The 21,329-nt window shown below is 66.5% G+C and carries 24 protein-coding genes; 12 read left to right on the top strand and 12 right to left on the bottom strand.

Annotated features, from left to right (window positions below; all coding sequences use genetic code 11):
• Positions 1 to 8: 8 nt before the first annotated feature.
• The 4 genes from BXU08_RS13850 to BXU08_RS13865 form a co-directional block, all read right to left on the bottom strand.
• Entirely contained in the window at positions 9 to 356 is a 348-nt protein-coding gene (locus BXU08_RS13850; RefSeq protein WP_077510587.1) for a hypothetical protein, read from the bottom strand.
• A gap of 54 nt (positions 357 to 410) precedes the next feature.
• Positions 411 to 1,079 carry an energy transducer TonB gene (locus BXU08_RS13855; RefSeq protein WP_077510588.1) on the bottom strand — a complete coding sequence of 223 codons (669 nt, stop codon included), beginning with the start codon at positions 1,077 to 1,079 and terminating at the stop codon, positions 411 to 413.
• 82 nt (positions 1,080 to 1,161) lie between these two features.
• Positions 1,162 to 2,493, bottom strand: coding sequence for a glutamate--tRNA ligase (locus BXU08_RS13860; protein WP_077510589.1), 1,332 nt, complete (start codon positions 2,491 to 2,493; stop codon positions 1,162 to 1,164).
• Positions 2,494 to 2,534: 41 nt separating this feature from the next.
• Complete coding sequence (locus tag BXU08_RS13865; protein ID WP_077510590.1) at positions 2,535 to 3,080, bottom strand: YcxB family protein; 546 nt, start codon at positions 3,078 to 3,080, stop codon at positions 2,535 to 2,537.
• A 70-nt stretch (positions 3,081 to 3,150) separates the two neighbouring features.
• Here BXU08_RS13865 and BXU08_RS13870 point away from each other — a divergent pair, with 70 nt between their 5' ends.
• On the top strand, positions 3,151 to 4,086 hold the full coding sequence (locus BXU08_RS13870; RefSeq protein ID WP_077510591.1) for a ribose-phosphate pyrophosphokinase: 936 nt from the start codon (positions 3,151 to 3,153) through the stop codon (positions 4,084 to 4,086).
• On the opposite strand, the gene BXU08_RS13875 is transcribed toward BXU08_RS13870, so the two are convergent.
• The gene (locus BXU08_RS13875; protein ID WP_077510592.1) at positions 4,087 to 4,839 is read right to left on the bottom strand and encodes a sulfite exporter TauE/SafE family protein; all 753 of its coding nucleotides are present in this window, start codon (positions 4,837 to 4,839) and stop codon (positions 4,087 to 4,089) included.
• 71 nt (positions 4,840 to 4,910) lie between these two features.
• On the opposite strand from BXU08_RS13875, the gene BXU08_RS13880 reads away from it, so the two are divergent.
• Positions 4,911 to 5,231 carry an antibiotic biosynthesis monooxygenase gene (locus BXU08_RS13880; RefSeq protein WP_077510593.1) on the top strand — a complete coding sequence of 107 codons (321 nt, stop codon included), beginning with the start codon at positions 4,911 to 4,913 and terminating at the stop codon, positions 5,229 to 5,231.
• Positions 5,228 to 6,538: an MFS transporter gene (locus BXU08_RS13885; RefSeq protein WP_077510594.1), complete on the top strand. Its 1,311-nt coding sequence runs from the start codon at positions 5,228 to 5,230 to the stop codon at positions 6,536 to 6,538. Before BXU08_RS13880 ends, BXU08_RS13885 begins: the two co-directional genes overlap by 4 nt.
• Here BXU08_RS13885 and BXU08_RS13890 read toward each other — a convergent pair.
• Entirely contained in the window at positions 6,489 to 8,783 is a 2,295-nt protein-coding gene (locus BXU08_RS13890) for a CDC48 family AAA ATPase (RefSeq protein WP_253190380.1), read from the bottom strand. The genes BXU08_RS13885 and BXU08_RS13890 overlap by 50 nt on opposite strands.
• Before the next feature lie 293 nt (positions 8,784 to 9,076).
• Here BXU08_RS13890 and BXU08_RS13895 point away from each other — a divergent pair, with 293 nt between their 5' ends.
• Complete coding sequence (locus tag BXU08_RS13895; protein WP_077510595.1) at positions 9,077 to 9,967, top strand: LysR substrate-binding domain-containing protein; 891 nt, start codon at positions 9,077 to 9,079, stop codon at positions 9,965 to 9,967.
• 60 nt (positions 9,968 to 10,027) lie between these two features.
• On the opposite strand, the gene BXU08_RS13900 is transcribed toward BXU08_RS13895, so the two are convergent.
• Positions 10,028 to 10,483 (bottom strand): peptidylprolyl isomerase, encoded by a 456-nt coding sequence (locus BXU08_RS13900; RefSeq protein ID WP_077510596.1) that lies wholly within the window; start codon positions 10,481 to 10,483, stop codon positions 10,028 to 10,030.
• 133 nt (positions 10,484 to 10,616) lie between these two features.
• On the opposite strand from BXU08_RS13900, the gene mgtE reads away from it, so the two are divergent.
• A complete protein-coding gene (mgtE, locus tag BXU08_RS13905) occupies positions 10,617 to 12,020 on the top strand; it encodes a magnesium transporter (protein WP_077510597.1) in 1,404 nt (467 codons plus the stop codon).
• A 217-nt stretch (positions 12,021 to 12,237) separates the two neighbouring features.
• On the top strand, positions 12,238 to 12,639 hold the full coding sequence (locus BXU08_RS13910) for a DUF1489 family protein (RefSeq protein WP_077510598.1): 402 nt from the start codon (positions 12,238 to 12,240) through the stop codon (positions 12,637 to 12,639).
• A 23-nt stretch (positions 12,640 to 12,662) separates the two neighbouring features.
• On the opposite strand, the gene msrA is transcribed toward BXU08_RS13910, so the two are convergent.
• From msrA to pabB, 3 genes are read right to left on the bottom strand one after another with little or no spacing between them, the layout of a single operon-like run.
• On the bottom strand, positions 12,663 to 13,325 hold the full coding sequence (gene msrA, locus BXU08_RS13915; RefSeq protein WP_077510599.1) for a peptide-methionine (S)-S-oxide reductase MsrA: 663 nt from the start codon (positions 13,323 to 13,325) through the stop codon (positions 12,663 to 12,665).
• 26 nt (positions 13,326 to 13,351) lie between these two features.
• Positions 13,352 to 14,551 (bottom strand): pyridoxal phosphate-dependent aminotransferase, encoded by a 1,200-nt coding sequence (locus tag BXU08_RS13920; protein ID WP_077510600.1) that lies wholly within the window; start codon positions 14,549 to 14,551, stop codon positions 13,352 to 13,354.
• A 35-nt stretch (positions 14,552 to 14,586) separates the two neighbouring features.
• The gene (gene pabB / locus BXU08_RS13925; RefSeq protein ID WP_077512412.1) at positions 14,587 to 16,353 is read right to left on the bottom strand and encodes an aminodeoxychorismate synthase component I; all 1,767 of its coding nucleotides are present in this window, start codon (positions 16,351 to 16,353) and stop codon (positions 14,587 to 14,589) included.
• A gap of 79 nt (positions 16,354 to 16,432) precedes the next feature.
• Between pabB and BXU08_RS13930 the strand changes: the two genes are divergently transcribed.
• Positions 16,433 to 17,092, top strand: coding sequence for an MBL fold metallo-hydrolase (locus BXU08_RS13930; RefSeq protein ID WP_077510601.1), 660 nt, complete (start codon positions 16,433 to 16,435; stop codon positions 17,090 to 17,092).
• 35 nt (positions 17,093 to 17,127) lie between these two features.
• On the opposite strand, the gene BXU08_RS13935 is transcribed toward BXU08_RS13930, so the two are convergent.
• Positions 17,128 to 17,529: an MAPEG family protein gene (locus BXU08_RS13935; protein WP_077510602.1), complete on the bottom strand. Its 402-nt coding sequence runs from the start codon at positions 17,527 to 17,529 to the stop codon at positions 17,128 to 17,130.
• 191 nt (positions 17,530 to 17,720) lie between these two features.
• On the opposite strand from BXU08_RS13935, the gene rpmF reads away from it, so the two are divergent.
• The 5 genes from rpmF (at position 17,721) to BXU08_RS13960 (ending at position 20,684) form a co-directional block, all read left to right on the top strand.
• On the top strand, positions 17,721 to 17,900 hold the full coding sequence (rpmF, locus tag BXU08_RS13940) for a 50S ribosomal protein L32 (RefSeq protein WP_077510603.1): 180 nt from the start codon (positions 17,721 to 17,723) through the stop codon (positions 17,898 to 17,900).
• 29 nt (positions 17,901 to 17,929) lie between these two features.
• Positions 17,930 to 18,961, top strand: a complete 1,032-nt coding sequence (plsX, locus tag BXU08_RS13945; RefSeq protein ID WP_077510604.1) for a phosphate acyltransferase PlsX — start codon at positions 17,930 to 17,932, stop codon at positions 18,959 to 18,961.
• Positions 18,958 to 19,929, top strand: a complete 972-nt coding sequence (locus BXU08_RS13950; protein WP_077510605.1) for a beta-ketoacyl-ACP synthase III — start codon at positions 18,958 to 18,960, stop codon at positions 19,927 to 19,929. Before plsX ends, BXU08_RS13950 begins: the two co-directional genes overlap by 4 nt.
• 112 nt (positions 19,930 to 20,041) lie before the next feature.
• Positions 20,042 to 20,341, top strand: coding sequence for an integration host factor subunit alpha (locus tag BXU08_RS13955; RefSeq protein ID WP_077510606.1), 300 nt, complete (start codon positions 20,042 to 20,044; stop codon positions 20,339 to 20,341).
• 7 nt (positions 20,342 to 20,348) lie between these two features.
• Positions 20,349 to 20,684 carry a MerR family transcriptional regulator gene (locus BXU08_RS13960; RefSeq protein ID WP_077510607.1) on the top strand — a complete coding sequence of 112 codons (336 nt, stop codon included), beginning with the start codon at positions 20,349 to 20,351 and terminating at the stop codon, positions 20,682 to 20,684.
• Positions 20,685 to 20,789: 105 nt separating this feature from the next.
• Here the strand turns inward: BXU08_RS13960 and BXU08_RS13965 are convergent, their stop codons facing one another.
• Positions 20,790 to 21,329, bottom strand: coding sequence for a histidine phosphatase family protein (locus BXU08_RS13965; protein ID WP_077512414.1), 540 nt, complete (start codon positions 21,327 to 21,329; stop codon positions 20,790 to 20,792).

Genomic DNA, 21,329 nt, shown 5'->3' on the forward strand with positions numbered 1-21,329 from the left:
GGCGCCGGTCAGAAGCCCCACTTTTCCAGCTTGTCGTCGAGCCGCTTGAATTCGGCCTGGCGCTGCTTGCGCTTCTTTTCCAGCGCCGCCTTCTCGATATTGCGCTTGGCCTCGTCGATCACCTGCTGCTTGCGGATTTGGTCGTCGGTCCGCGTGATCGGCCATTGCTCGACATAGATGATGTTGCGCTCATACGGCTTCTCGAAGTGCGAGTCCTTCACGAACGCCCAGAGAATGAGCAAGGTAAGCGCAAGCGACAGACCCAAGAAGCCCACCTCGTGCCGGCGGCGCGTGGCGAGGAAGGAACGCAGGTCGCGATAGGCGCCGAGCGGCGAGAAGAATCTGAGGAACTTCATTCTGCGCCGAAGATAAGGACGCGGGGGCTCCAGGGCAAACCCCCGCGCACCATGTCACTGATTCTTGATCTCGAACCGGACGGTCATCGTCTTCCAGCTCTCCTGCGGAACCCCGCCCCGCGTCGCAGGCTTGAACCGCCATTTCGACAGCGCCTGCCGCCGCGTAGCGTCGAAGAACGCATCGCTGGTCGCGCTGACCGCCTCGGCGGCCTTCACGCGCCCGTCGATGCCGATCAGCACCTTGATCCGGACAATGCCGTCGCGCTGGGCGCGCAGTTCGGGGGACGGATAGCCGGGCTGGAAGTCGCGGACGTAGCGCATATCCTGCTCGGCGCCGAGCAAGGGCGGCAACGGCGCGGGCGGCTCGGCAAGCTTGAGATCACCCGTTGGCGCGGGCGGCTGGAGCGGTGGGACGGGCGTCTCCGGATACTCGTTGGTGGCAGGGATCGGATTGTCGGTCGGGATTCGGATCGGCGTGTCGGGCACGTAGATCGGCGGATCGCGGGCGATTTCGCGATCGAGCTTGGGCTGTTCCTTGGACTTTTCGGGCGGGGTCAGTTCGAGCGGAATATTCTCGGCCTCGAGGATCCTCGGCTGGGGCTTGGGCAGTATCTCGGGCGCGGCCAGGATCAGCCCGGCGATCAGCGCGCCGTTGATGGCAAGGGCAGCCCCGAAGCTAACGGCGCGGGACTGCTGCGGTGCATAGCGATGTTCGGCATACATGCGTTGCTCTCCACCTAATGTGCCGGTCTGTTGCCGGTTTCAGTGATGATACATCATTACACAATACAGGTAAATAGCGTCCTTATCCACTAGCGGCGAGGCGCAGGAGGGCTCGATCCTTGCCGATAAGCGGGAGCAGGGTGGCCATGTCGGGGCCGTGCTCGCGGCCGGTAAGCGCGAGTCGCAGCGGCAAGAACAGCGACTTGCCTTTGCGGCCGGTCGTTTCCTTGAGCGCGCCGGTCAGCGCGGGCCAGGAATCGGCCGACCAGTCTATCGATGCTGCGGCCGCCGCTGCCTGCGCCAGATATGCGCGGTCGTCAGGTGACAGATCGGCCGGATCGACTGGCCCTTCGACCACCCGCCACCAGTCCGCGGCCTCGGCGACGGTGGAAAGATTGGGCCGGATCGCCTCCCAGGCAGCTGACGTCATGCCATCGGGAAGTCGGTCCGCGACAGCGTCGAAACCGAGCTGGTGGACGATGCGTGCATTGAGCTGTGCGAGCTCGCCTTCGTCGAAACGCGCAGGGGCGCGACCGAAGCGGCCAAAGTCGAAGCTGGCGATCAGCGGCGCGGCATCGGCGACGGGCTCGACGGGATCGCTGGTGCCGATCCGCGCGAGCAGCGCGACCAGCGCCTGCGACTCGATCCCGGCGTCGCGGAAATGATCGACGCCGAGCGAGCCGAGCCGCTTGGAGAGCTTGCCTTCATTGCCGGTCAGCAGCGCCTCATGCGCGAAAGCGGGCGGGGTGGCACCCATGGCGTGGAACATCTGAAGCTGGAGCGCCGTGTTCGAGACATGGTCCTCCCCGCGCACGACATGCGTGACGCCCATGTCGACATCGTCGATCACGCTGGGCAGGAGGTAGAGCCATGATCCGTCGGCACGGCGGATGACGGGGTCGCTCATCGTCGCGGCGTCGAAGCGCTGCGGGCCGCGGATCAGGTCGTCCCAGACGATCGGGATATGAGACAGGCGGAAGCGCCAGTGCGGACGGCGGCCTTCGGCTTCCAGCGCGGTACGATCGGCCTCGGTTAGCGCAAGCGCGCTGCGCTCGTAGATCGGCGGCAGCCCGCGCCCGAGCAGCACCTTGCGCCGCAATTCCAGTTCGTCCGGCGTTTCGTACGCCGGATAGATCCATTGCTTCGCGACCAGTTCGGCGAACACCGCCTCATAGCGATCGAAGCGCGCCGACTGGCGCTCCTCGCCATCGAGGGCGAGACCCAGCCAAGCGAGGTCGGCACGGATCGACTCGACGTGACGCTCCTCCGAACGCGCGCGATCAGTGTCGTCGATGCGCAGCAGGAAGCGCCCGCCATGCGCCTTCGCATACATCCAATTGTGGAGCGCGGTGCGCAGGTTGCCGACATGCAGCGTGCCGGTCGGGCTGGGAGCGAAGCGGGTGATCACCGTCATCGCGGCGCTCTAGCCAGCGTAGCCGAGGCGCGCAAATCCGCTCATAGCCGCCTGAGGCCCGAGGTCTCGAGGATGGCGCAGAGGCGATCCTGTTGCTGCCTCGACAGCACCGCGCCGGGAATCACATGATAAAGCTGATCGTTGAGGTACAGCAGGAACCCGATCTCAGCCCGGTGCCATCCATAAAAGTCGCTCCATGCCAGTTCGCTCGTCCCGTTCGCACCGCGGGCAGAAAGCCCGGCCGACGACCAGCACGCCTCAATCGGCCTGCCCAGCACAGGATTCTGCCGTACCAGCCGCCGCACCCGGCGCGGGATCACCGCATAGAGCGCGAGAAACAGTACGGGAAAGATCACGATCGCTTCGCCACCCAGGATCAGCGCAAAGCTCGCAGGATCGGCATCACCTAGCAAAAACCCGATGCCGAGGCCGATGCCGGCAAACACGATCACTGCGATGGCAATACGGGTCAGCGTGCGGCGTGAACGCATCTGGCGCCGGAAATTGGCGCGGCTGGCGGCTATCTGGGTCTCGGCATCGAGCGAAAAGGTCACCCAGGAAAGCGGTTCGTGATGTTCGAGCGGCATCAGGGTCTTTCCAATTCGGCACTTTGGCCTCTAAGGCGCACGGGCATAGCAAGGCTCTGGAGTGGCGCATATGAAACTGATGGCCGGCAATTCGAACACGCCGCTCGCCAGCGCGATTGCGAACTATCTCGAAATCCCGCTGACCCAGGCCAATGTCCGTCGCTTCGCCGATGAGGAGATCTTCGTCGAGATCCTCGAGAATGTCCGCGGCGAGGACGTGTTCGTGCTCCAGTCGACCAGCTTCCCGGCGAACGACAATCTCATGGAGCTGCTGATCATGATCGATGCGCTGCGCCGCGCATCGGCCAAGCGGATCACCGCAGTACTTCCCTATTTCGGCTATGCCCGCCAGGATCGGAAGCCCGGTCCGCGCACGCCGATCTCGGCCAAGCTGGTCGCCAACCTGATCACCACAGCAGGCGCCAATCGCGTGCTCTCAGTCGATCTCCACGCCGGGCAGATCCAGGGCTTTTTCGACATTCCCACCGACAATCTGTTCGGCGCGCCGGTGATGTCAGCCGACATCACCACGCGCTTCCCAGGCAAGCAATGGATGGTCGTGTCGCCCGACGTCGGCGGCGTGGTCCGCGCCCGTGCGCTGGCCAAGCGGCTCGACAACGCCCCGCTGGCGATCGTCGACAAGCGCCGCGAGCGCCCGGGCGAATCCGAAGTGATGAACATCATCGGCAATGTCGAGGGCCGCTTCTGCATCCTGATCGACGACATTGTCGATTCGGCGGGCACCCTGTGCAACGCCGCCGCCGCGCTCAAGGCGGCGGGCGCCGAGGACGTAGTCGCCTATTGCACCCATGGCGTGCTGTCGGGCGGCGCAGTGGCGCGCGTCGATGCGTCGGCACTGACCGAGCTGGTGATCACCGATTCGATCGGCAACCACGCCGTGATCGCCGAGAGCGCCAAGACCCGGCATCTGACTATCGCGCCGCTGCTCGCCGAGGCGATCCGCCGAATCGCCGACGAAAGTTCGGTGTCGTCGCTGTTCGACTAATCAGCGCAGCGCTTCCCAGATCAGCGCCGCGCCCACCAGGATCATCAGGCAGTAGATTGCCGTATAGAATCGGTCGGGCGCGATGCGGCGGACGAGCCACACCCCTGCGAAAGTCGAGACCAGCGCCAGCGGCAGCAACACCGCGGCGGTGAGCAGATTGGCGCGGGTGAACTGGCCGAGCGCGGCATAGGCCGGTACCTTGATCCAGTTGATCGCGGCGAAGAAGATTGCAGTCGTGCCGATCAGCACATCGCGGCCGAGGTTGCGCGGCAACACCCAGAGCTGGAACGGCGGCTGTCCGGCATGGGCGATCTGGCTGGTGAAGCCCGAGGCGACGCCGAACAGCGAGCCCACCCATTCGGGCCAGCGCGCCGTCTCGCGCGGGGCGGCGGCGTGGCGCGCGGCCCATAGGCGATAGGCGCCGAAGACCATCGAGATCGCGCCGACCGCCGCCATGACGCCAAGCGGCGAGACGCTCGCGGCAAAGGCATAGCCTAGCCATATGCCGAGTACGGCGCCCGGCATCATCCAGCCCAGCACGCGCCAGTCGACGGTGCGGCGGAATGCCCAGACGCCGACCAGATCCTGCGCGATCAGGATCGGCAGCAGGATCGCCGCGGCGCGCACGGGATCGATTGCGAAGGTCAGCATCGGCAGCGACAGCGCGCCGATTCCCGCGAACCCGCCCTTGGCCAGACCGAGCAGGATCACAGCAGGAATCGCGAGCGCGTAGAAGTGCCAGTCGAGTATCATCGCGTTGCGGTAGCGGGTTTGCCTGAGCGCCCAAAGTGCCTATCCGGCATCGGCACAGGGAGGGCACGCAGATGGCCGAGGATCGGACGGGGCAGCTGGTAGTGGTGTTCGTGTCCGAGCGCACCGGCGACGATGCGCCGGGCTATGCCGCCGCAGCCGCGACAATGGACGAACTTGCCGCACGCCAGCCGGGCTATCGCGGGATCGACAGCGTCTCGACCCGCGGGCTCGGCATCACCCTCAGCTATTGGGCTGACGAGGCGAGCGCAGTCGCGTGGCGCAACCATCCCGAACATGCCGAGATCCGCGAGGCGGGGCGCGGGCGCTGGTATAATTGGTACAGGCTGCACGTTGCCGACATCACCCGCAGCTATGGCTGGGATCGCGCATGAAGGTTCGCGGCTTCGATCGCACCTTCGCCTTGCTGTTCGCGGTGATGCTGGCAATCGCGGCGGGCAATACCGCGCTGCAATCGGTGCTCCCTGCGCTCGGACGCTCGCTGGGCGCCGCGGACAGCGCTGTGGCGGCAGTGTTTTCGGTCTCCGCCCTGCTCTGGGTGATCGCCGCGCCCTTCTGGGCCAATCGATCGGACCGGCACGGGCGCCGGGCGATGGTGCTGCTCGGCGTTGCTGGATTTACCGTGTCGCTGGCGCTGTGCGGTCTGTTCCTGATGCTCGGGATCAACGGCATACTCGGCCCGCTCGCGACGTTCATCGCGTTCATCGCGGCGCGCGTGATCTATGGAACGTTCGGATCGGCCGCACCGCCGGCGGTACAGGCGATCGTCGCAGGGCGTACCACCCGCGAGGAACGGACCAGGGCGCTGACCCTGCTCGCTTCGGCGTTCGGACTGGGCACGATCCTCGGGCCGGCGATCGCGCCCTATCTGGTGCTCGGCTCGCTGTGGCAGGACGGACCCGAGATCGGGCTGGCCGGCCCCGCCTTCGTCGCTGCGGCGATCGGCGCAGTGATCTGGATCGCGGTGGCGCGATTGCTCCCGCGTGACGAAGGCGTCGAGCACGGCGCGGCGGCAAGCTATCCGTCAATCGGAGGGCAGGCGACCGGCGCCACCGTCACCGCGGCGACCGGGCAATCGAGCGAGAAAGTGGGCTATTTCGACCAGCGGGTGCGCGGCTGGATGATCAGCGGGCTGGTGGTCGGCCACGCCCAGGCGATGACCGGCCAGGCGATCGGCTTCCTGATCATCGACCGGCTGGCGGTGTCGCCGATGGAGGCGCTGGAACCCACCGGATTGGTGTTGATGATGGGCGCCGGGTCGGCGCTGCTCGCGCAATGGGGGCTGATCCCGCTGCTCGACCTCAAGCCGCGCGCGCTGGTGCTGGCCGGGGCAGCGATCGGGTTGGTCGGCTGCGTCGCGACCGGCAGCGCGACATCGCTTTACGGCATCGCGCTCGGCTATGCGCTGACCTCGCTCGGCATGGGCCTGGCCCGGCCGGGATTCACGGCTGGCTCGTCGCTCGCCGTCGGCGCCGAGGCGCAGGGCGCGGTCGCCGGCAAGGTCACGTCGATCAACGGCGCCGCGTTCGTGCTCGGGCCGTCGATTGGCGTCGGCCTGTACGAGCTGTGGCGGCCGCTGCCCTATCTGGCAGCGGCCGCCGCCCTAGCGGGGCTGGTCGTCTATGCCTGGGTCAGTCTGCGCCCTTCGGACCCCGGCCGCGGAGCGTCCCCGGCGCAATGAAGCCGAGCGGTTGGATCGCCGAGGCCTGTTGCTTGAGCCGACCCTGCATGGCTTCGTATTCGTCTTCCATCTCGGGCGTCACCGTCGCGCGCGAATCGGCGAGTGCCGCTTCGAAATGCGCCATGGTCACATGTTTGGTCTGGAGCGATTCGCGCAGCGCGACGAGGCCGGCACGGCGGACGACATCTTCCAGATCGGCGCCCGTGTAGCGCTCGGCCCTTGCCGCGATCTCGCCCAGATCGACGTCGCTAGCCAGCGGCATCTTCTCGGTCTGGATGTGGAGGATCCGCTCGCGGCCCGCCCTATCGGGCACGCCGACATAGACGAGTTCGTCGAACCGGCCCGGCCGCAGCAGCGCCGGATCGATCAGGTTGGGGCGATTGGTCGCGCCGATCACCACCACCGACTGGAGCTCTTCGAGTCCGTCCATCTCCGACAGGATGGTATTGACCACGCGCTCGGTAGCCTGGGGCTCGCCCAAGCCGCCGCCGCGGGCGGGGACCAGCGAATCGAGCTCGTCGATAAAGATCACGCACGGCGCGACCTGGCGGGCGCGGGCGAACAGCCGGGCGATCTGCTGCTCGCTCTCGCCATACCATTTGCTCAGCAAGTCGCTCGACTTGGTGGCGATGAAGTTCGCCTCCGCCTCCCGTGCGACAGCCTTGGCCAGCAAAGTCTTGCCGGTCCCGGGCGGGCCATAGAGCAGGAAGCCCTTGGCCGGACGGATGCCAAGCCGGCGGAACGCGTCGGGATCCTTGAGCGGCAGTTCGACGCCTTCCTTGAGACGCATCTGCGCGTCATCGAGCCCGCCGACATCCTCCCAGCGGATGCGCGGCGCCTCGACCATCACTTCGCGCATCGCGCTCGGTTGTACGCGCTTCAACGCTTCGAGAAAATCCTCACGGACGACCGACAGCGTGTCGAGCACCTCGGGGGGAATCGTATGATCCTCGAGGTTGAGCCGGGGCATCAGCCGCCGGATTGCCTCGATCGCCGCCTCACGCGTGAGGGCGGCGAGATCGGCACCGACAAAGCCATAGGTGGTGCGCGCGAGCTCGCCGAGATCGACGCGGTCGCCCAGCGGCATGCCGCGGGTATGGATGCCCAGGATCTCGCGGCGCCCGCGCTCGTCAGGAACGCCGACCACGATTTCGCGGTCGAAGCGGCCGGGACGCCGCAGCGCCTCGTCGATCGCCTCGGGGCGATTGGTCGCGGCGATGACGACGATATTGGCACGCGCCTCCAGCCCGTCCATCAGCGTCAGCAGCTGCGCGACGAGGCGCTTCTCCGCTTCGCCCGAGACCTGACCGCGCTTGGGCGCGATCGAATCGATCTCATCGATGAACACGATCGACGGAGCCGACTTGGCCGCTTCCTCGAACACCTGGCGCAGCCGCGACTCGGACTCGCCATAGGCAGAGCCCATGATCTCGGGGCCGTTGATCAGGTGGAAGGTCGCATCGCTCTCATTGGCCACCGCCCGCGCGAGCCGCGTCTTGCCGGTTCCGGGCGGCCCATGGAGCAGCACCCCCTTGGGCGGATCGACGCCCAAGCGCTGGAACAGCTCAGGATAGCGCAGCGGCAGCTCGACCATCTCGCGGAGCTGGTCGATCGTGGCCGCCATCCCGCCGATATCGTCATAGGTGACGTCGGCGCGGCGGCTCTCGGCAGCCTCCTCATATTCAGCCCGCAATTCGACTTCGGTATTCTCGTCGATATGAACGATGCCCTTTGGCGTCGCCGAAACCACCAGCAGGCGGATTTCCTGAAGCGCATAGGCCGGCGCACTGACCCAGCGCTGGACGTTGGGATCGACGACGCGATGATGCCCGGCGGTGGCGACGATGTCGCCCTGGGCCAGCGGGCGGCCGTAAAAGGTGCGCTGGAGCGCGGCCGAGGAGCCCTGGAGGCGCAGATTGGCCTGGGCGGGCGCGAACACCACGCGAGCCGCTGGCTTCGACACTGCCTTGCGCACTTCGACGAAATCGCCCGAGCCGACGCCGGCATTGGCGCGCTGGAGGCCATCGATGCGCAGAAGCTCGAGCCCTTCGTCCTCGGCATAGGGCAGCACGGCGCGCGCAGGGGTGGCGCGCTTGCCGATAATCTCGATCACATCGCCTTCGGTAATGCCCAACACGCCCATCAGCGAGCGCGGAATGTGCGCGAGACCGCGGCCGCTGTCCTCGGGCCGGGCATTGGCTACCTGGAGCTTGCTTCCTCTGCTTTCGTCGTCCGCCACTATCATTCCTCTTCCGGCATGAAGGCGGGAACATAGGAACGCGGGTTCGGTGCCGCGAGGGGCAAAAAAAAGGGCGGGCCGCGAGGCCCGCCTTGGAAAGTTTTAGGAGAGGATGCCTGAAAGGCCTGCTCTATGTGCAGTGCGACGATTTATTGTGCAAGTGCGAAAGATACGTAACCGGATTGCAAAGGTTGCAATCGTAATTGCGATTACTCATACTAGCTCCACAGGCGCTTTCAGGGCTTGCGCGGTTGCAAGCTGTGGGCGAAGCTTGTGGTGCAGTGCACAAAAGAAAGAAAATGCGTAGGCTACCGCCCCTCACCGCCATCGAGGCATTCGTCCAGGTCGCGCGTCTCGGCTCGATCAAGGCGGCGGCCGAGGAATTGGCGCTTTCCTCACCAGCGCTAAGCCGGCGAGTCCAGTCGCTCGAACGCTTCATCGGCAGGCCGCTGTTCGAACGGCGGCACCAGGCACTCAAGCTCAACGACGATGGCGACCGGCTGCTCGGGCTGATCGCGCCGGCGCTCGATGCGATGACCGACGCAGTCGAGGCGATGACCAGCGGCAGCGAGTTGATCCGGCTGCGGCTGGGCGTCCTGCCGCTCTATGCAACCCAGCAGCTTCTGCCGCGCCTGCCCGAACTCAAGCGCCGCCATCCCGAGCTTCATCTTGACGTCGATACCGCCGGATACGGCGTGGCGCGGCTGGGCGACGGGCTCGACGCGGCGATCGTGATCGCGCGCGACATCGATCCGGGCTTTTATTCGCAGCGCCTCGATCGCAACCGGGTCCATGTCATCGGATCGCGGGCGCTGGTCGAGGGGCCCGATCCGGTCACCCGGCCCGAACAGCTTTCGAAGCTTACCGCGCTCGTCCATCGCGACATGCCGGAGACCTTCACGGCGTGGCGCGCGGCAGCCGGCTTCCCGGACCTGGAGCCGCTGGCGATCGACCATTTCGACTCGGGCAATCTGATGCTCGAGGCAGCGGCGCAGGGGCTCGGCGTCGCGTTCATGCTCGAATCGCATTTCGAGGCGGCGCGCGACGATCGGCTCGTCCAACTGTTCGACCTGACCGTGGAGAGCCATTACAGCTATTGGTTCGTGTGCCGCCCGCGGGCGCTCACCCAGCGCCCGGTGCGGATCTTCCACGACTGGCTGATCGAGGCACTCGGCGCCGACACCGTCTAAGCCGGCGCGGTCCCGCAGATAGCAAAAGCCCCTCCGATGAAGGGAGGGGCTTCGGCAGGTTCAGGCCTCGACCGTCGCCTTGACGATCTTGCCCGGATTGCGGGGTGGCTCGCCCTTGGGCAGCGCGTCGACATGGTCCATGCCTTCGGTCACTTCGCCCCACACCGTGTACTGGCGATCGAGGAAGGTCGCGTCGTCGAGGCAGATGAAGAACTGCGAATTGGCGGTGTTCGGATCGTTGGTCCGCGCCATCGAGCAGACGCCGCGGACGTGCGGCTGGGCATTGAATTCCTGCGGCAGGTTGGGCTCCTTCGAACCGCCCATGCCGGTGCCCGAGGGATCGCCGCCCTGCGCCATGAAGCCGTCGATCACGCGGTGGAAGATCACGCCGTCGTAAAAGCCTTCGCCGGCGAGCTTGGTGATCCGCTCGACATGCTTCGGCGCGAGGTCCGGGCGGAGCTTGATGCGGACATCCCCGGTGTCGAGGGTCAGGACGAGCGTGCTGGGTTCCGACATTGGTTACTCCATGGACCGATTTGCCCGCGGCCCTAGGCGGGTTGTGTTTGGCTTGCAACATGCGCGCTGCATTGGCAGCGGCAACACGCCGCGCTAGGAGCGGCGCAACCGGGCGCATCAGGGAGGTCGGACGATGAGCGAGACCGAACTTCACGCCGAATCGCAGCCGCCCGAAAGCGAGCTCGACGAAGACGACCGGCTCAAGCCCGAATTCGTCAGCGCCGTGCTCGAAGCGGTTGCGGCAGGCGATTCCGAGACGGCGCGGATGCGGGTCGCGCCGCTCCACCCCGCCGACATCGCCGATCTCGTCGAGCTGACGCCGGCCGAGTTGCGCCCCGCGCTGGCCGCGGCGATTTCCGACCTGATCGACGGCGACGTGCTCGCCGAGATGAACGACTGGGTGCGCGAGGCGCTGGTCGACGCACTCGAGCCGCATCAGGTCGCCGACATCGCCGCCGAGCTCGATACCGACGACGCCGTCGCGATCATCGAGGACATGGAGCCCGCGGATCAGCGCGAAGTGCTTCGCGCGCTCGATCCCGACGACCGCGCCGCGATCGAGGAAGCGCTCTCCTATCCCGAAGAGACCGCCGGCCGCCTGATGCAGCGCGAGCTGATCGCCGTGCCGGAGCATTGGACCGTCGGCGACGTGCTGGATTACCTGCGCGGCCATGACGAGCTGGCGACCGATTTCTGGGAAATCTTCGTCGTCGATCCGGCGCACCATCCGGTGGGCACCTGCGCGCTCTCGTGGATACTGCGGACCCCGCGCAGCGTGGCCGTGAGCGACGTGATGGCGCGCGAGCAGACGCTGATCCCGGCCGACATGGACCAGGAGGAAGTGGCGCTCCGCTTCCAGAAATATGCGCTGATATCCGCCGCAGTGATCGATTCGAACGGCCGGCTGGTGGGCATGATCACGGTCGACGACGTGGTCCACATCATCTCCGAAGAGGCCGGCGAGGACATCCTCCACCTCTCCGGCGCGGGCGAAGGCGACATTAACGAGCCGGTGCTGGACAGCTACAAGGTCCGAGTCCGCTGGCTGATTACCAACCTGGCCACGGCGCTGATTCCGGCGACGATCGTGTTCTTTTTCGAAGCGACGATCGCACACAAGGCAGTGCTGGCCGCGCTGATGCCGATCGTCGCGGGGGTGGGCGGCAATGCCGGCACCCAGACACTGGCAGTGACGGTGCGCGCGCTCGCCACCAACCAGCTGACTCAGTCCAACACGCTGCGCGCGATCCGGCGCGAGATCGCCATCGCCGTGCTCAACGGGCTGACCATCGCCGCAGTGATCGGCGTGGCGATCGGCGCGCTGTTCTGGGATCTCACCTTGGGCGTGGTGATCGCGACGGCGATGCTCGCCAATATCGTCATCGCCGGGCTCGCCGGCGTGCTGGTGCCGGTGACGCTCGAGCGCTTCCGCCAGGATCCGGCGGTGGCATCGTCGGTGTTCGTCACGATGGTGACCGATTCGATGGGCTTCCTGGCGTTCCTCGGGCTGGCGACGGCGTCGGGGCTGGTCGGCTAGCGACTCGGCGCTTGAAGGATTTGCCGCGCCAAGTTTTACGCTTTTTACGGTGAACCAGCAATTTAGTTACGCACTCACGCAACAATATAATGCAGTTACGCTGGCGGCTATACGGTTCAAAGAGCAGAGATAAAGCGTCACATAGCAAATCCTACATTGGAAGGGTTCCGCGACGGCCGCGCTTGTCCTCCGGTCGACGCCGCCCCAGATAGGCCATGTGCCGCTACACCTGACCAAAGTCGCCTATGGCTGCGACAGCATCGAATATCTTGAGGAACGACTGGCGCTCAAGGCCGCGCACCAGCCGGCCTTCCTGACGACGCGCTATCTGCCCAAGCGGCACGCGGAAATCGCGGGCGGATCGCTGTTCTGGATCATCAAGCATCAGCTGATCGGGCGCTCGCCGATCCTCGGCTTCGGCGAGGCCGAAGGCGGGCGCGTCGCGATCTATCTCGAACCCAGGCTGGTGCTCGTCCAGGCCCGGCCCAAGCGCGCACACCAGGGCTGGCGCTACCTGGAGGGCGCGGACGCGCCCATCGACCTGGGCGAAGCCGGTGCGGGGGTGGCCGAGATGCCGGCGGGGCTGGTCGGCGAGCTGGCGGCGATGGGGCTGATCTGATCCCCTGATCCTACCTCGGCCGATCAGTTCGCCAGCGTCGGGAAGGCGTTGCGGAAGGCGGCGACCTTGGGCTTGTCCCAGCGCACGATGTAGGGATGCGTCGGGTTCCGCCAGAAAAAGTCCTGATGATAGGCTTCGGCCGGGTAGAAATTGCCGGTTTCGACGCGCGTCACGATCGGGCGCGGCCACGCCTTGGTGCCGCCGAGCTGCGCGATATAGGCGGTAGCGACGCGGCGCTGGGCATCGTCCTGCGGAAAGATCGCCGAGCGATAGCTGGGGCCGGTGTCGGGTCCCTGGCGATTGAGCTGGGTCGGATCGTGCGCGACCGAGAAATAGATGCGCAGCAGCGTGCCGTAGCTCACTTTGCGCGGATCATAGACGACGCGGATCGCCTCGGCGTGCGCCGTGCGCTCGGTCGAGACCTTGCTGTAATTCGCGGTGCTGCGCGTGCCGCCGGCATAGCCGCTGGTCACCGAATGGACGCCCTTCACCGACTGGAAGACCGCCTCCATCCCCCAGAAGCAGCCCCCGGCGAGCACCGCTACCTGCTGCTCCTTGCCGCCGGTAACGTCCTGCGCGGGCGCGGGAATCGCCACCGCGCGCTCGGCAGGTGCCGCGGCAGCGGGCAGCAACAGCACCGCGCCGAGCGTGGCGACGGCGAGGGCGGGCAGGACGATCTTGCGCATCGCCGCAAGATCGTGCGTCTCGCGCCTTAGCGCAAGGCGGCGCAGGCGGTCTGGATTCGCGTGCACGCCTCGGTCAGCAGCGCTTCCGACGTGGCGTAGCTGATCCGCATCGCCGGCGAGAGGCCGAAGGCAGCGCCGTGCACCGCCGCGACCTTGGCCTCGTCGAGCAGATATCCGATCATTTCCTCGTCGGTGGTGATCGTCAGGCCCTTGGGCGTGGTCTTGCCGATCAGCCCGGCGAATTCGGGATAGACGTAGAATGCGCCTTCTGGGGTCGGGCAGGTCATGCCGTCGATAGCGTTGAGCATGCCGACGACGAGATCGCGCCGCCCCTGGAACGCCGCGACGCGCTCCTTGAGGAAGCCCTGGTCACCATTGAGCGCGGCGACCGACGCGGCCTGCGAGATGCTGCACGGGTTCGACGTCGACTGCGACTGGAGCTTGCCGATCGCCTTGATCAGCCACGCCGGGCCGCCGGCATAGCCGATCCGCCAGCCGGTCATCGCATAGGCCTTGGACACGCCATTGGCCGTCAGCGTGCGATCGTAGAGCGACGGGCAGACCTGCGCGATCGTCGCGAATTCGAAGCCGTCATACAGAATATGCTCATACATATCGTCGGCATAGATCAGCACATGCGGGTGCTTTTCGAGCACCTGGCCCAGCGCCTTGAGCTCCGCCGCGCTATAGGCCGCGCCCGTCGGGTTCGACGGCGAATTGAGCACCACCCACTTGGTCTTGGCGGTAATCGCGGCCTCGAGCTGCTCGGGCTTGATCTTGTAGTTCTGGTCCGCACCCGCCGAAATGAAGACCGGCTTGCCCCCGGCGAATTCGACGACGTCGGGATAGCTTACCCAATAAGGCGCGGGGATGATGACTTCGTCGCCCGCGTCGATCGTCGCGCAAAAGGCGTTGAACAGCGTGTGCTTGCCGCCCGAATTCACGCTGATCTGGTTCTCGGCATAGGTCAGGCCGTTGTCGCGCGCGAACTTGGCGACGATCGCCTGCTTGAGCTCGGGCGTGCCATCGACATTGGTGTATTTGGTCTTGCCCGCGCGGATCGCCTCGATCGCCGCTTCCTTGACGAAATCGGGCGTGTCGAAATCGGGCTCGCCGGCGCCGAGACCAATCACGTCGATCCCCTGCCGCTTCAGCTCGAACACACGGCTCGTCATCGCGAGCGTGGCGGAGGGCTGGATGCGCTGGAGCGCGGCGGAGGTCTGCATGAACGGCGGCCTTTCCGGAGAGGGAATGGCCGCGCCTATACGTTGGCGTTCGCGCGTTCCGCAACTGTAACGGCTGCAACCAGTCCCCGCAGCGCATTGCCGAGCTGGAACCCGCCGGCAAGGTCCTCCGGGCGAAGGTCGTGCTCGATCGCGCGGCCGCTCTCGATCAGCTCGGCGCGGAGCACGCCGGGCAGCAGCCCGCGCGCCAGCGGCGGCGTCAGCAACACTCCGGCGCGCTCGACGAAGATGCTGGTGAAGCTGCCTTCGGTAAGGAAGCCGTCGGGATCGGTGAACACGACTTCCCAGGCGCCCGAATCGGCGCGGGCGCGGTCATAGAAGCCGCGGCGGCTGGTCTTGTGGCGCAGGCGGAAGTCGTCCGGCGCAACTTCCTGGCGACGGATCGCCACGCGCACCGGCTGCTCGGCGGCGTCGGGCATCGGGCTGATGCCGATCGCGATCGCCCCCGAACGCCCCAGCAGCAGCCGCACCTTCGACGCGCTGCGCAGCCGGAAAGTCGCGGCCTGGAGCTCGTTGCGGACCGAATGGCGATCGAACGCGAAGTCGAAAAGCTGGGCGCTGGCCTTCATCCGCGAAAGATGGCGCTCGAGCAGCGGCATGCCGTCCATCGGATCGAAGCGCATCGTCTCGATCAAGTCGAACGGACGCTCACCTGCCGTCACGAAGGCGCCCTTGGCGAGGCATTCCTGCCATTCCTGTTCGGGGTCCGAATCGGCAACCACGCCCGACCCTAGACCCAAAATCGCCGTCGAGTCGCCCCCGGGAATCGCGAGCGTGCGGATCGCGACGTTGAACATCGCGTCGCCAGACGCATCGAGCCGGCCGATCGCGCCGGTATAGACGCCGCGCGGCGCATCCTCGTTCTGCGCGATGATTTCCATCGCGCGCAGCTTGGGCGCGCCGGTGATCGAGCCGCAGGGGAACAGCGCGGCGAGCGCATCGATGGCGTCCTGCCCTTCGCGCAATTCGGCGGTGATCGTCGAAACCATCTGGTGGACCGTCGGATATCGCTCGACATGAAAGAGCTGCGGCACCGCGACGCTGCCAGGACGCGCCACTCGGCTGAGATCGTTGCGCATCAAGTCGACGATCATCAGATTCTCGGCGCGCTGCTTGGGATCGGCGCGCAGATCGGCGGCATTGGCGGCGTCCTGCGCCGGATCCGCGTCGCGCACCGCCGTGCCCTTCATCGGCTTGGCGGTGAGCGCACCGCTCTCCAGCGCGAAGAACAGTTCGGGCGAGAAGGACAGCAGCCATTCCTCCCCGGTGGCGACGAGCGCGCCATAACCGGCGGCGGCCCGCTGGCGCACCCGCGCATAGACTGCAGCGGGAGATCCGGCGGTGGCGACTTCGGCGCGGAAGGTCAGATTGGCCTGGTAGATGTCGCCGGCGGCGATCAGTTCGGCAACGCGGGCGAAGCGAGCGGCATAGTCGCTCCGCGCGATCCGCGGCCGTGGCGTCCCCGCCCAGGCGCCGGCGGGATCGGGCAGGATCGTGGCGGGATCGACGTGCCGATAGCCGTCGAACAATCCGAACCACAGCAGCGGGCCCGGTGCGGCGAGATGCGCCAGTTTCGGCTCCAGCCCCGCCGCCGCCTCGTACCGGATATAGCCTGCCGCATCGAGGCCGCGGCGGCGCGCGGCGCGCAACGCTTCGAGCGCGGGGCGGACGTCTTCGGGGTGATCGGCGCGGACGATCTCGACCGGATCGGCATAGAGCCGCGCCGCTGCGCCGCCGGGGCGGGCATCGTCGAGCAGCACGAACGGAGGAGTGGGCAACGCCATCGCACGCCGCATGGCGCCAGCGCCGCGCCACGGCAAGCCCGTGTTGCGGCCGCGCGGCGCGCCACCTATCAGCAGCGCCATGTCAAACCCTCCGATGCGCGTGGCGATCGTGCCGGTCACGCCGCTCCAGCAGAATTGCAGCCTGATCTGGTGCACGCGCACGATGCGCGGCGCCTTTGTCGATCCCGGCGGCGACCTCGACCGGCTTCATGCGGCGATGCAGCAGCATCAGGTGACGATCGAGAAGATCCTGATCACGCATGGCCATATCGACCATTGCGGGCTGGCCGGCGAGTTCGCCGCCGAACTGGGCGTGCCGATCGAGGGGCCGCAGGAAGCGGATCGCTTCTGGATCGCGCGGCTGGAGGAGGACGGGCGCAAATATGGCGTGCGCGGGGTGCCGTTCGAGCCCGACCGCTGGCTGGTCGAGGGGGACCAGGTGACCGTCGGCGACCTGGTGCTCGACGTCTATCACTGCCCAGGCCACACGCCCGGCCATGTCGTCTTCCACCATGTGCCCTCGAAGCTGGCGCTGGTCGGCGACGTGCTGTTCCAGGGATCGATCGGGCGCACCGACTTCCCGCTGGGCAATCACCAGGACCTGATCGACGCGATCGTCGCCAAGCTATGGCCGCTCGGCGACGATACCGTGTTCGTCCCCGGCCACGGCCAGCCGAGCAATTTCGGTCATGAGCGGCGGACGAATGCGTTCGTGAGCGACGCGGCGTTGGGGAGGTAAGCCCCTCCCTGCAAGCAGGGAGGGGAGACCGCTCATCAGCGCAGCGGGTTGAGCCCGGTGTAGCCGAGATAGACGGCATACCCGGCGAGGCCGAGCATCGCCAGCATCGTGGTGGCGATGCCGAGCATCCGCCCGAGCCGCCAGCCGTCCATCCCGAAGGCGTGGAGGATGCGGCCGACCACGAAGACCAGCGCGACGCCCCACAGCCAGGCCTGGGTGCCGCGGGCGAGTTCGATCAGTGCGATCAGAATCAGCACCAGCGGCGCATATTCGGCGAAGTTGAGCTGCGCGCGCATCCGGGCGACCAGCCGCAGGTTGCCGCCGTCGCCGACCAGGATCTTTTCCGACAGCCGCAGCCGGCTGATGCGCAGCCCGAGCCAGAAATTGAGAAGCGCGCAGGCTCCCGCGGTGACGAGCGCGACGGGCAGGAAAAACATGAACGACCCCCTTTTGGTTGGCGTACCCGTGCCACGCCCTTGCAAGTCGGGCAAGAATCGGTATAGGCGCTGCCTCGCTTCGTGACCTGCCCTGTTGGTCCGGCGGGCCGCCGGTTCAACGGTCGCTTGCCCGGACATTGACGCGGGCGTATCGCGACTCGTTCACGTGTTTTCGAAATAAAGGTGCCTAAATGGCCGTTCCCAAGAGAAAGACCTCGCCTTCGCGGCGTGGCATGCGCCGGTCGCACGATTCGCTCACCGTCGCGGCATTCCAGGAATGCTCGAACTGTGGCGAACTAAAGCGCCCGCACAATCTGTGCTCGGCGTGCGGCCATTATAACGGCCGCGAAGTCATCTCCGCCGAGGGCTGAGCCACGCACTCGAGCCAGGGCCTGCAGGCATGACCACCCCAATGCGAATCGCCGTCGATGCAATGGGCGGCGACGAGGGGATCGCAGTCATGCTCGCGGGCGTCGCACGTGCGCGCCGTCGCTTCGAGGGGATGGAATTCATCCTCGTCGGCGACGAAGCGCAGATTCGCGCCGGGCTCGAAAGCCATCCCAATTTGACGGCTGCGTCGGAGATCGTCCACGCGGCCGACGTCGTCGCGTCCGATGCCAAGCCGAGCGCCGCGATTCGCCGCGCCAAGACCACGTCGATGGGAATCGCCATCGATCAGGTGAAGCAGGGCAAGGCGGGCGCGGCGGTCTCTTCGGGCAATACCGGTGCGTTGATGGCGATGGCCAAGCTGTCGCTGCGCACGATGCCCGGCATCGACCGGCCCGCGCTCGCGGCACTGCTGCCGACGCTGGGCGAGAACGACACGGTGATGCTCGATCTGGGCGCCAATACCGAAGTAGATGCGCGCAACCTCGTCCAGTTCGCCGTGATGGGCGCGGCCTATGCGCGAATCGCGCTCGACCTCGAAAAGCCCCGCGTCGCGCTCCTCAACATCGGCACCGAGGAGATGAAGGGCACCGATAACATCCGCGATGCCGCCGCCGAGTTGCGCGCCGCCAAGCACCTGCGACTCGACTTCAAGGGCTTTATCGAAGGCAACAAGCTGTCGCGCGGCGAAGTCGATGTCATCGTCTGCGACGGTTTCGCCGGCAATATCGCGCTCAAGACGATCGAAGGCACCGCCCGATTCGTCGCGGACCTGCTCAAGCGTGCTTTCTCAAGCTCGACGCGCTCGAAGATCGGCTTCCTGATCTCGCGCCCCGCCACCGAGCTGCTGCGCACCCATCTCGATCCCAACAATCACAACGGCGCGGTTTTCCTCGGACTCAACGGCATCGTCGTGAAGAGCCATGGCAGCGCGAACGAAGTGGGCGTAGACACCGCCATCGGCTTCGCGGCGAAGATGCTGCGCGACGATCTCAATCGGCGAATCGCCGAGGATCTCGGGAATTTCGAGGCAAAGGCTGCGTGACCATTCGTTCGGTGATTCTGGGAACCGGCTCCTTCCTGCCGGAACGACGCGTTTCCAATGCCGAGCTGGCGGAGCGCGTCGATACCTCCGACGAATGGATCGTCGAGCGAACCGGCATCCGCTTCCGCCACATCGCCGGCGATGACGAGACGACGAGTACGCTGGCGACCGGCGCCGCGCGCCGCGCACTCGAATCCGCCGGGATCGCCGCGACCGACATCGACCTGATCGTGCTGGCCACCGCCACCCCCGACCAGACCTTCCCGGCCAGCGCCACCCGCGTGCAGACCGCGCTGGGCATCAACGATTGCGTCGCGTTCGACGTCGCCGCGGTATGCTCGGGCTTCCTCTATGCCGTGCAGGTCGCCGATTCGATGATCCGCGCCGGCGCGCACCGCCGCGCGCTGGTGATCGGCGCGGAGACCTTCAGCCGGATCCTCGACTGGGAAGACCGCGCGACCTGCGTGCTGTTCGGCGACGGCGCCGGCGCGATCGTGCTCGAAGGCCAGGACAGCGACGACGCGACCGGCCGCGGCATCCTTGCGACTCGGCTCCACGCCGATGGCCGCCACAACGACCTCCTCTATGTCGATGGTGGACCGTCCACCACCGGCACCGTCGGCAAGCTTCGGATGAAGGGCCGCGAAGTGTTCCGCCACGCCGTGGTCAACCTTGCCGCGGTGATGACCGAGTCGCTCGCAGCGGCCGGCCTGCAATCGAGCGACGTGGACTGGGTGGTGCCGCACCAGGCCAATGCCCGCATCCTCGACGCGACCGCGCGCAAGCTCGGGCTCGACGCCGGAAAGGTCGTCGTCACCGTCGACCAGCACGCCAATACGTCGGCCGCATCGGTGCCGCTCGCGCTCGACACCGCCGTGCGCGACGGCCGAATCAAGCAAGGCGACCTCATCGTCCTCGAAGCGATGGGTGGCGGTTTTACCTGGGGTGCAGCGGTCGTACGTTTCTGATATGTGTCGGAACGAGTTGAGCTCGTTACCGCAACGAAATGTTGTGGTTTGCCATGGGAAGACAATCTGATACGCTTCGGTCTGAACACGGATTAATCGGGGACTTGCGCACATGCCGGCTGCGGGCACGCTGACCAGGGCAGATTTGGCCGAATCGCTGCATCGCGAAGTCGGACTGTCGCGCGCCGACGCCTCCCGCATCGTCGAACAGGTCCTCGGCCATATGTGCGAAGCCCTGTCGAAGGGCGAGAACGTCAAGATTTCCGGCTTCGGCAGCTTCATCCTGCGCGACAAGGGCGAGCGGGTGGGCCGCAATCCCAAGACCGGCGTCGAAGTGCCGATCGCGCCTCGCCGGGTGCTAACCTTCAGAGCCAGCCAGATGATGCGCGACCGCATCGTGGCAGGCAGCTGAGAACGCGATGCCCCCCGCGGAGAAGGCGGCTGGCGCCCTCCGCACCATAGGCGAACTCGCGCAGGAAATCGGCCGACCCCAACATATATTAAGATACTGGGAAACGCGCTTCCCGCAGCTGCGGCCGCTGACTCGCGCGGGCAACCGCCGCTATTACCGGCCCGACGACGTCGCGCTGGTCCGCCGTATCCACCATCTCCTGACCGACGAAGGCTATACGATCCGCGGCGTCCAGAAGCTGCTGGCCGAGGAAAAGGCGAACAAATCGACTCCCAAGAGCAGCGCCGAAGCCTTTCGCGGCATCCGCGACGCACTGGTCAAGGCGCTCGAGGAAGACGGCTAGCTTCGCTCTCACACGCGTTCGCCCCGGGGCTTGTCGAAGGACAACTCGCCACAAGCACGTCACTGGCAGAGATGCGTGCTTCGACTAGCGCAGCACGAACGGGGTTCAGGGTGCGTCCGGCCCCAGGCTCGGATCGAGATCGCGGGGCCGCACGAAGCGCGTGAGCGTCGCCTGTCCGGCTCGCACGTCGCCCCAGTCCGCCACGTCGAACGTCATTTCCGCCAGCGTCGCAGTGGGGAATTTGATTTCGACTTCCTCGCGCAGCGCCCCGCCCTCCTCAGGCACCAGCAACAGCACCAGCTCCTCCAGCCCGGGATTGTGCCCGGCGAGCAGCACGCGCTCCGCGCCAGCGGGAAGATCATGCACCACGTCGAGCAGCGTTGCCGTCGAGGCGAGATAGATGCGCTGGTCCCAGGCCGGCGCGAGATCGCAGGCATAGCCCTGGCCGACATGATCTAGCGTCTCGACCACCCGCACCGCGGGCGAGGCGACGACATGATCGAAGGCGAGGCCGAGCGACTTCATGTGGCGCCCGACCATCGCCGCGGCGCGCTGGCCCTTGGGATTGAGCGGACGATCGAAATCGCGTGCGACGGGATCGTCCCAACCCGACTTGGCGTGGCGCAGCAATGTGAGCGTCTTCAT

The sequence above is a fragment of the Sphingomonas sp. LM7 genome (genome assembly GCF_002002925.1).
Taxonomy (GTDB): domain Bacteria; phylum Pseudomonadota; class Alphaproteobacteria; order Sphingomonadales; family Sphingomonadaceae; genus Sphingomonas.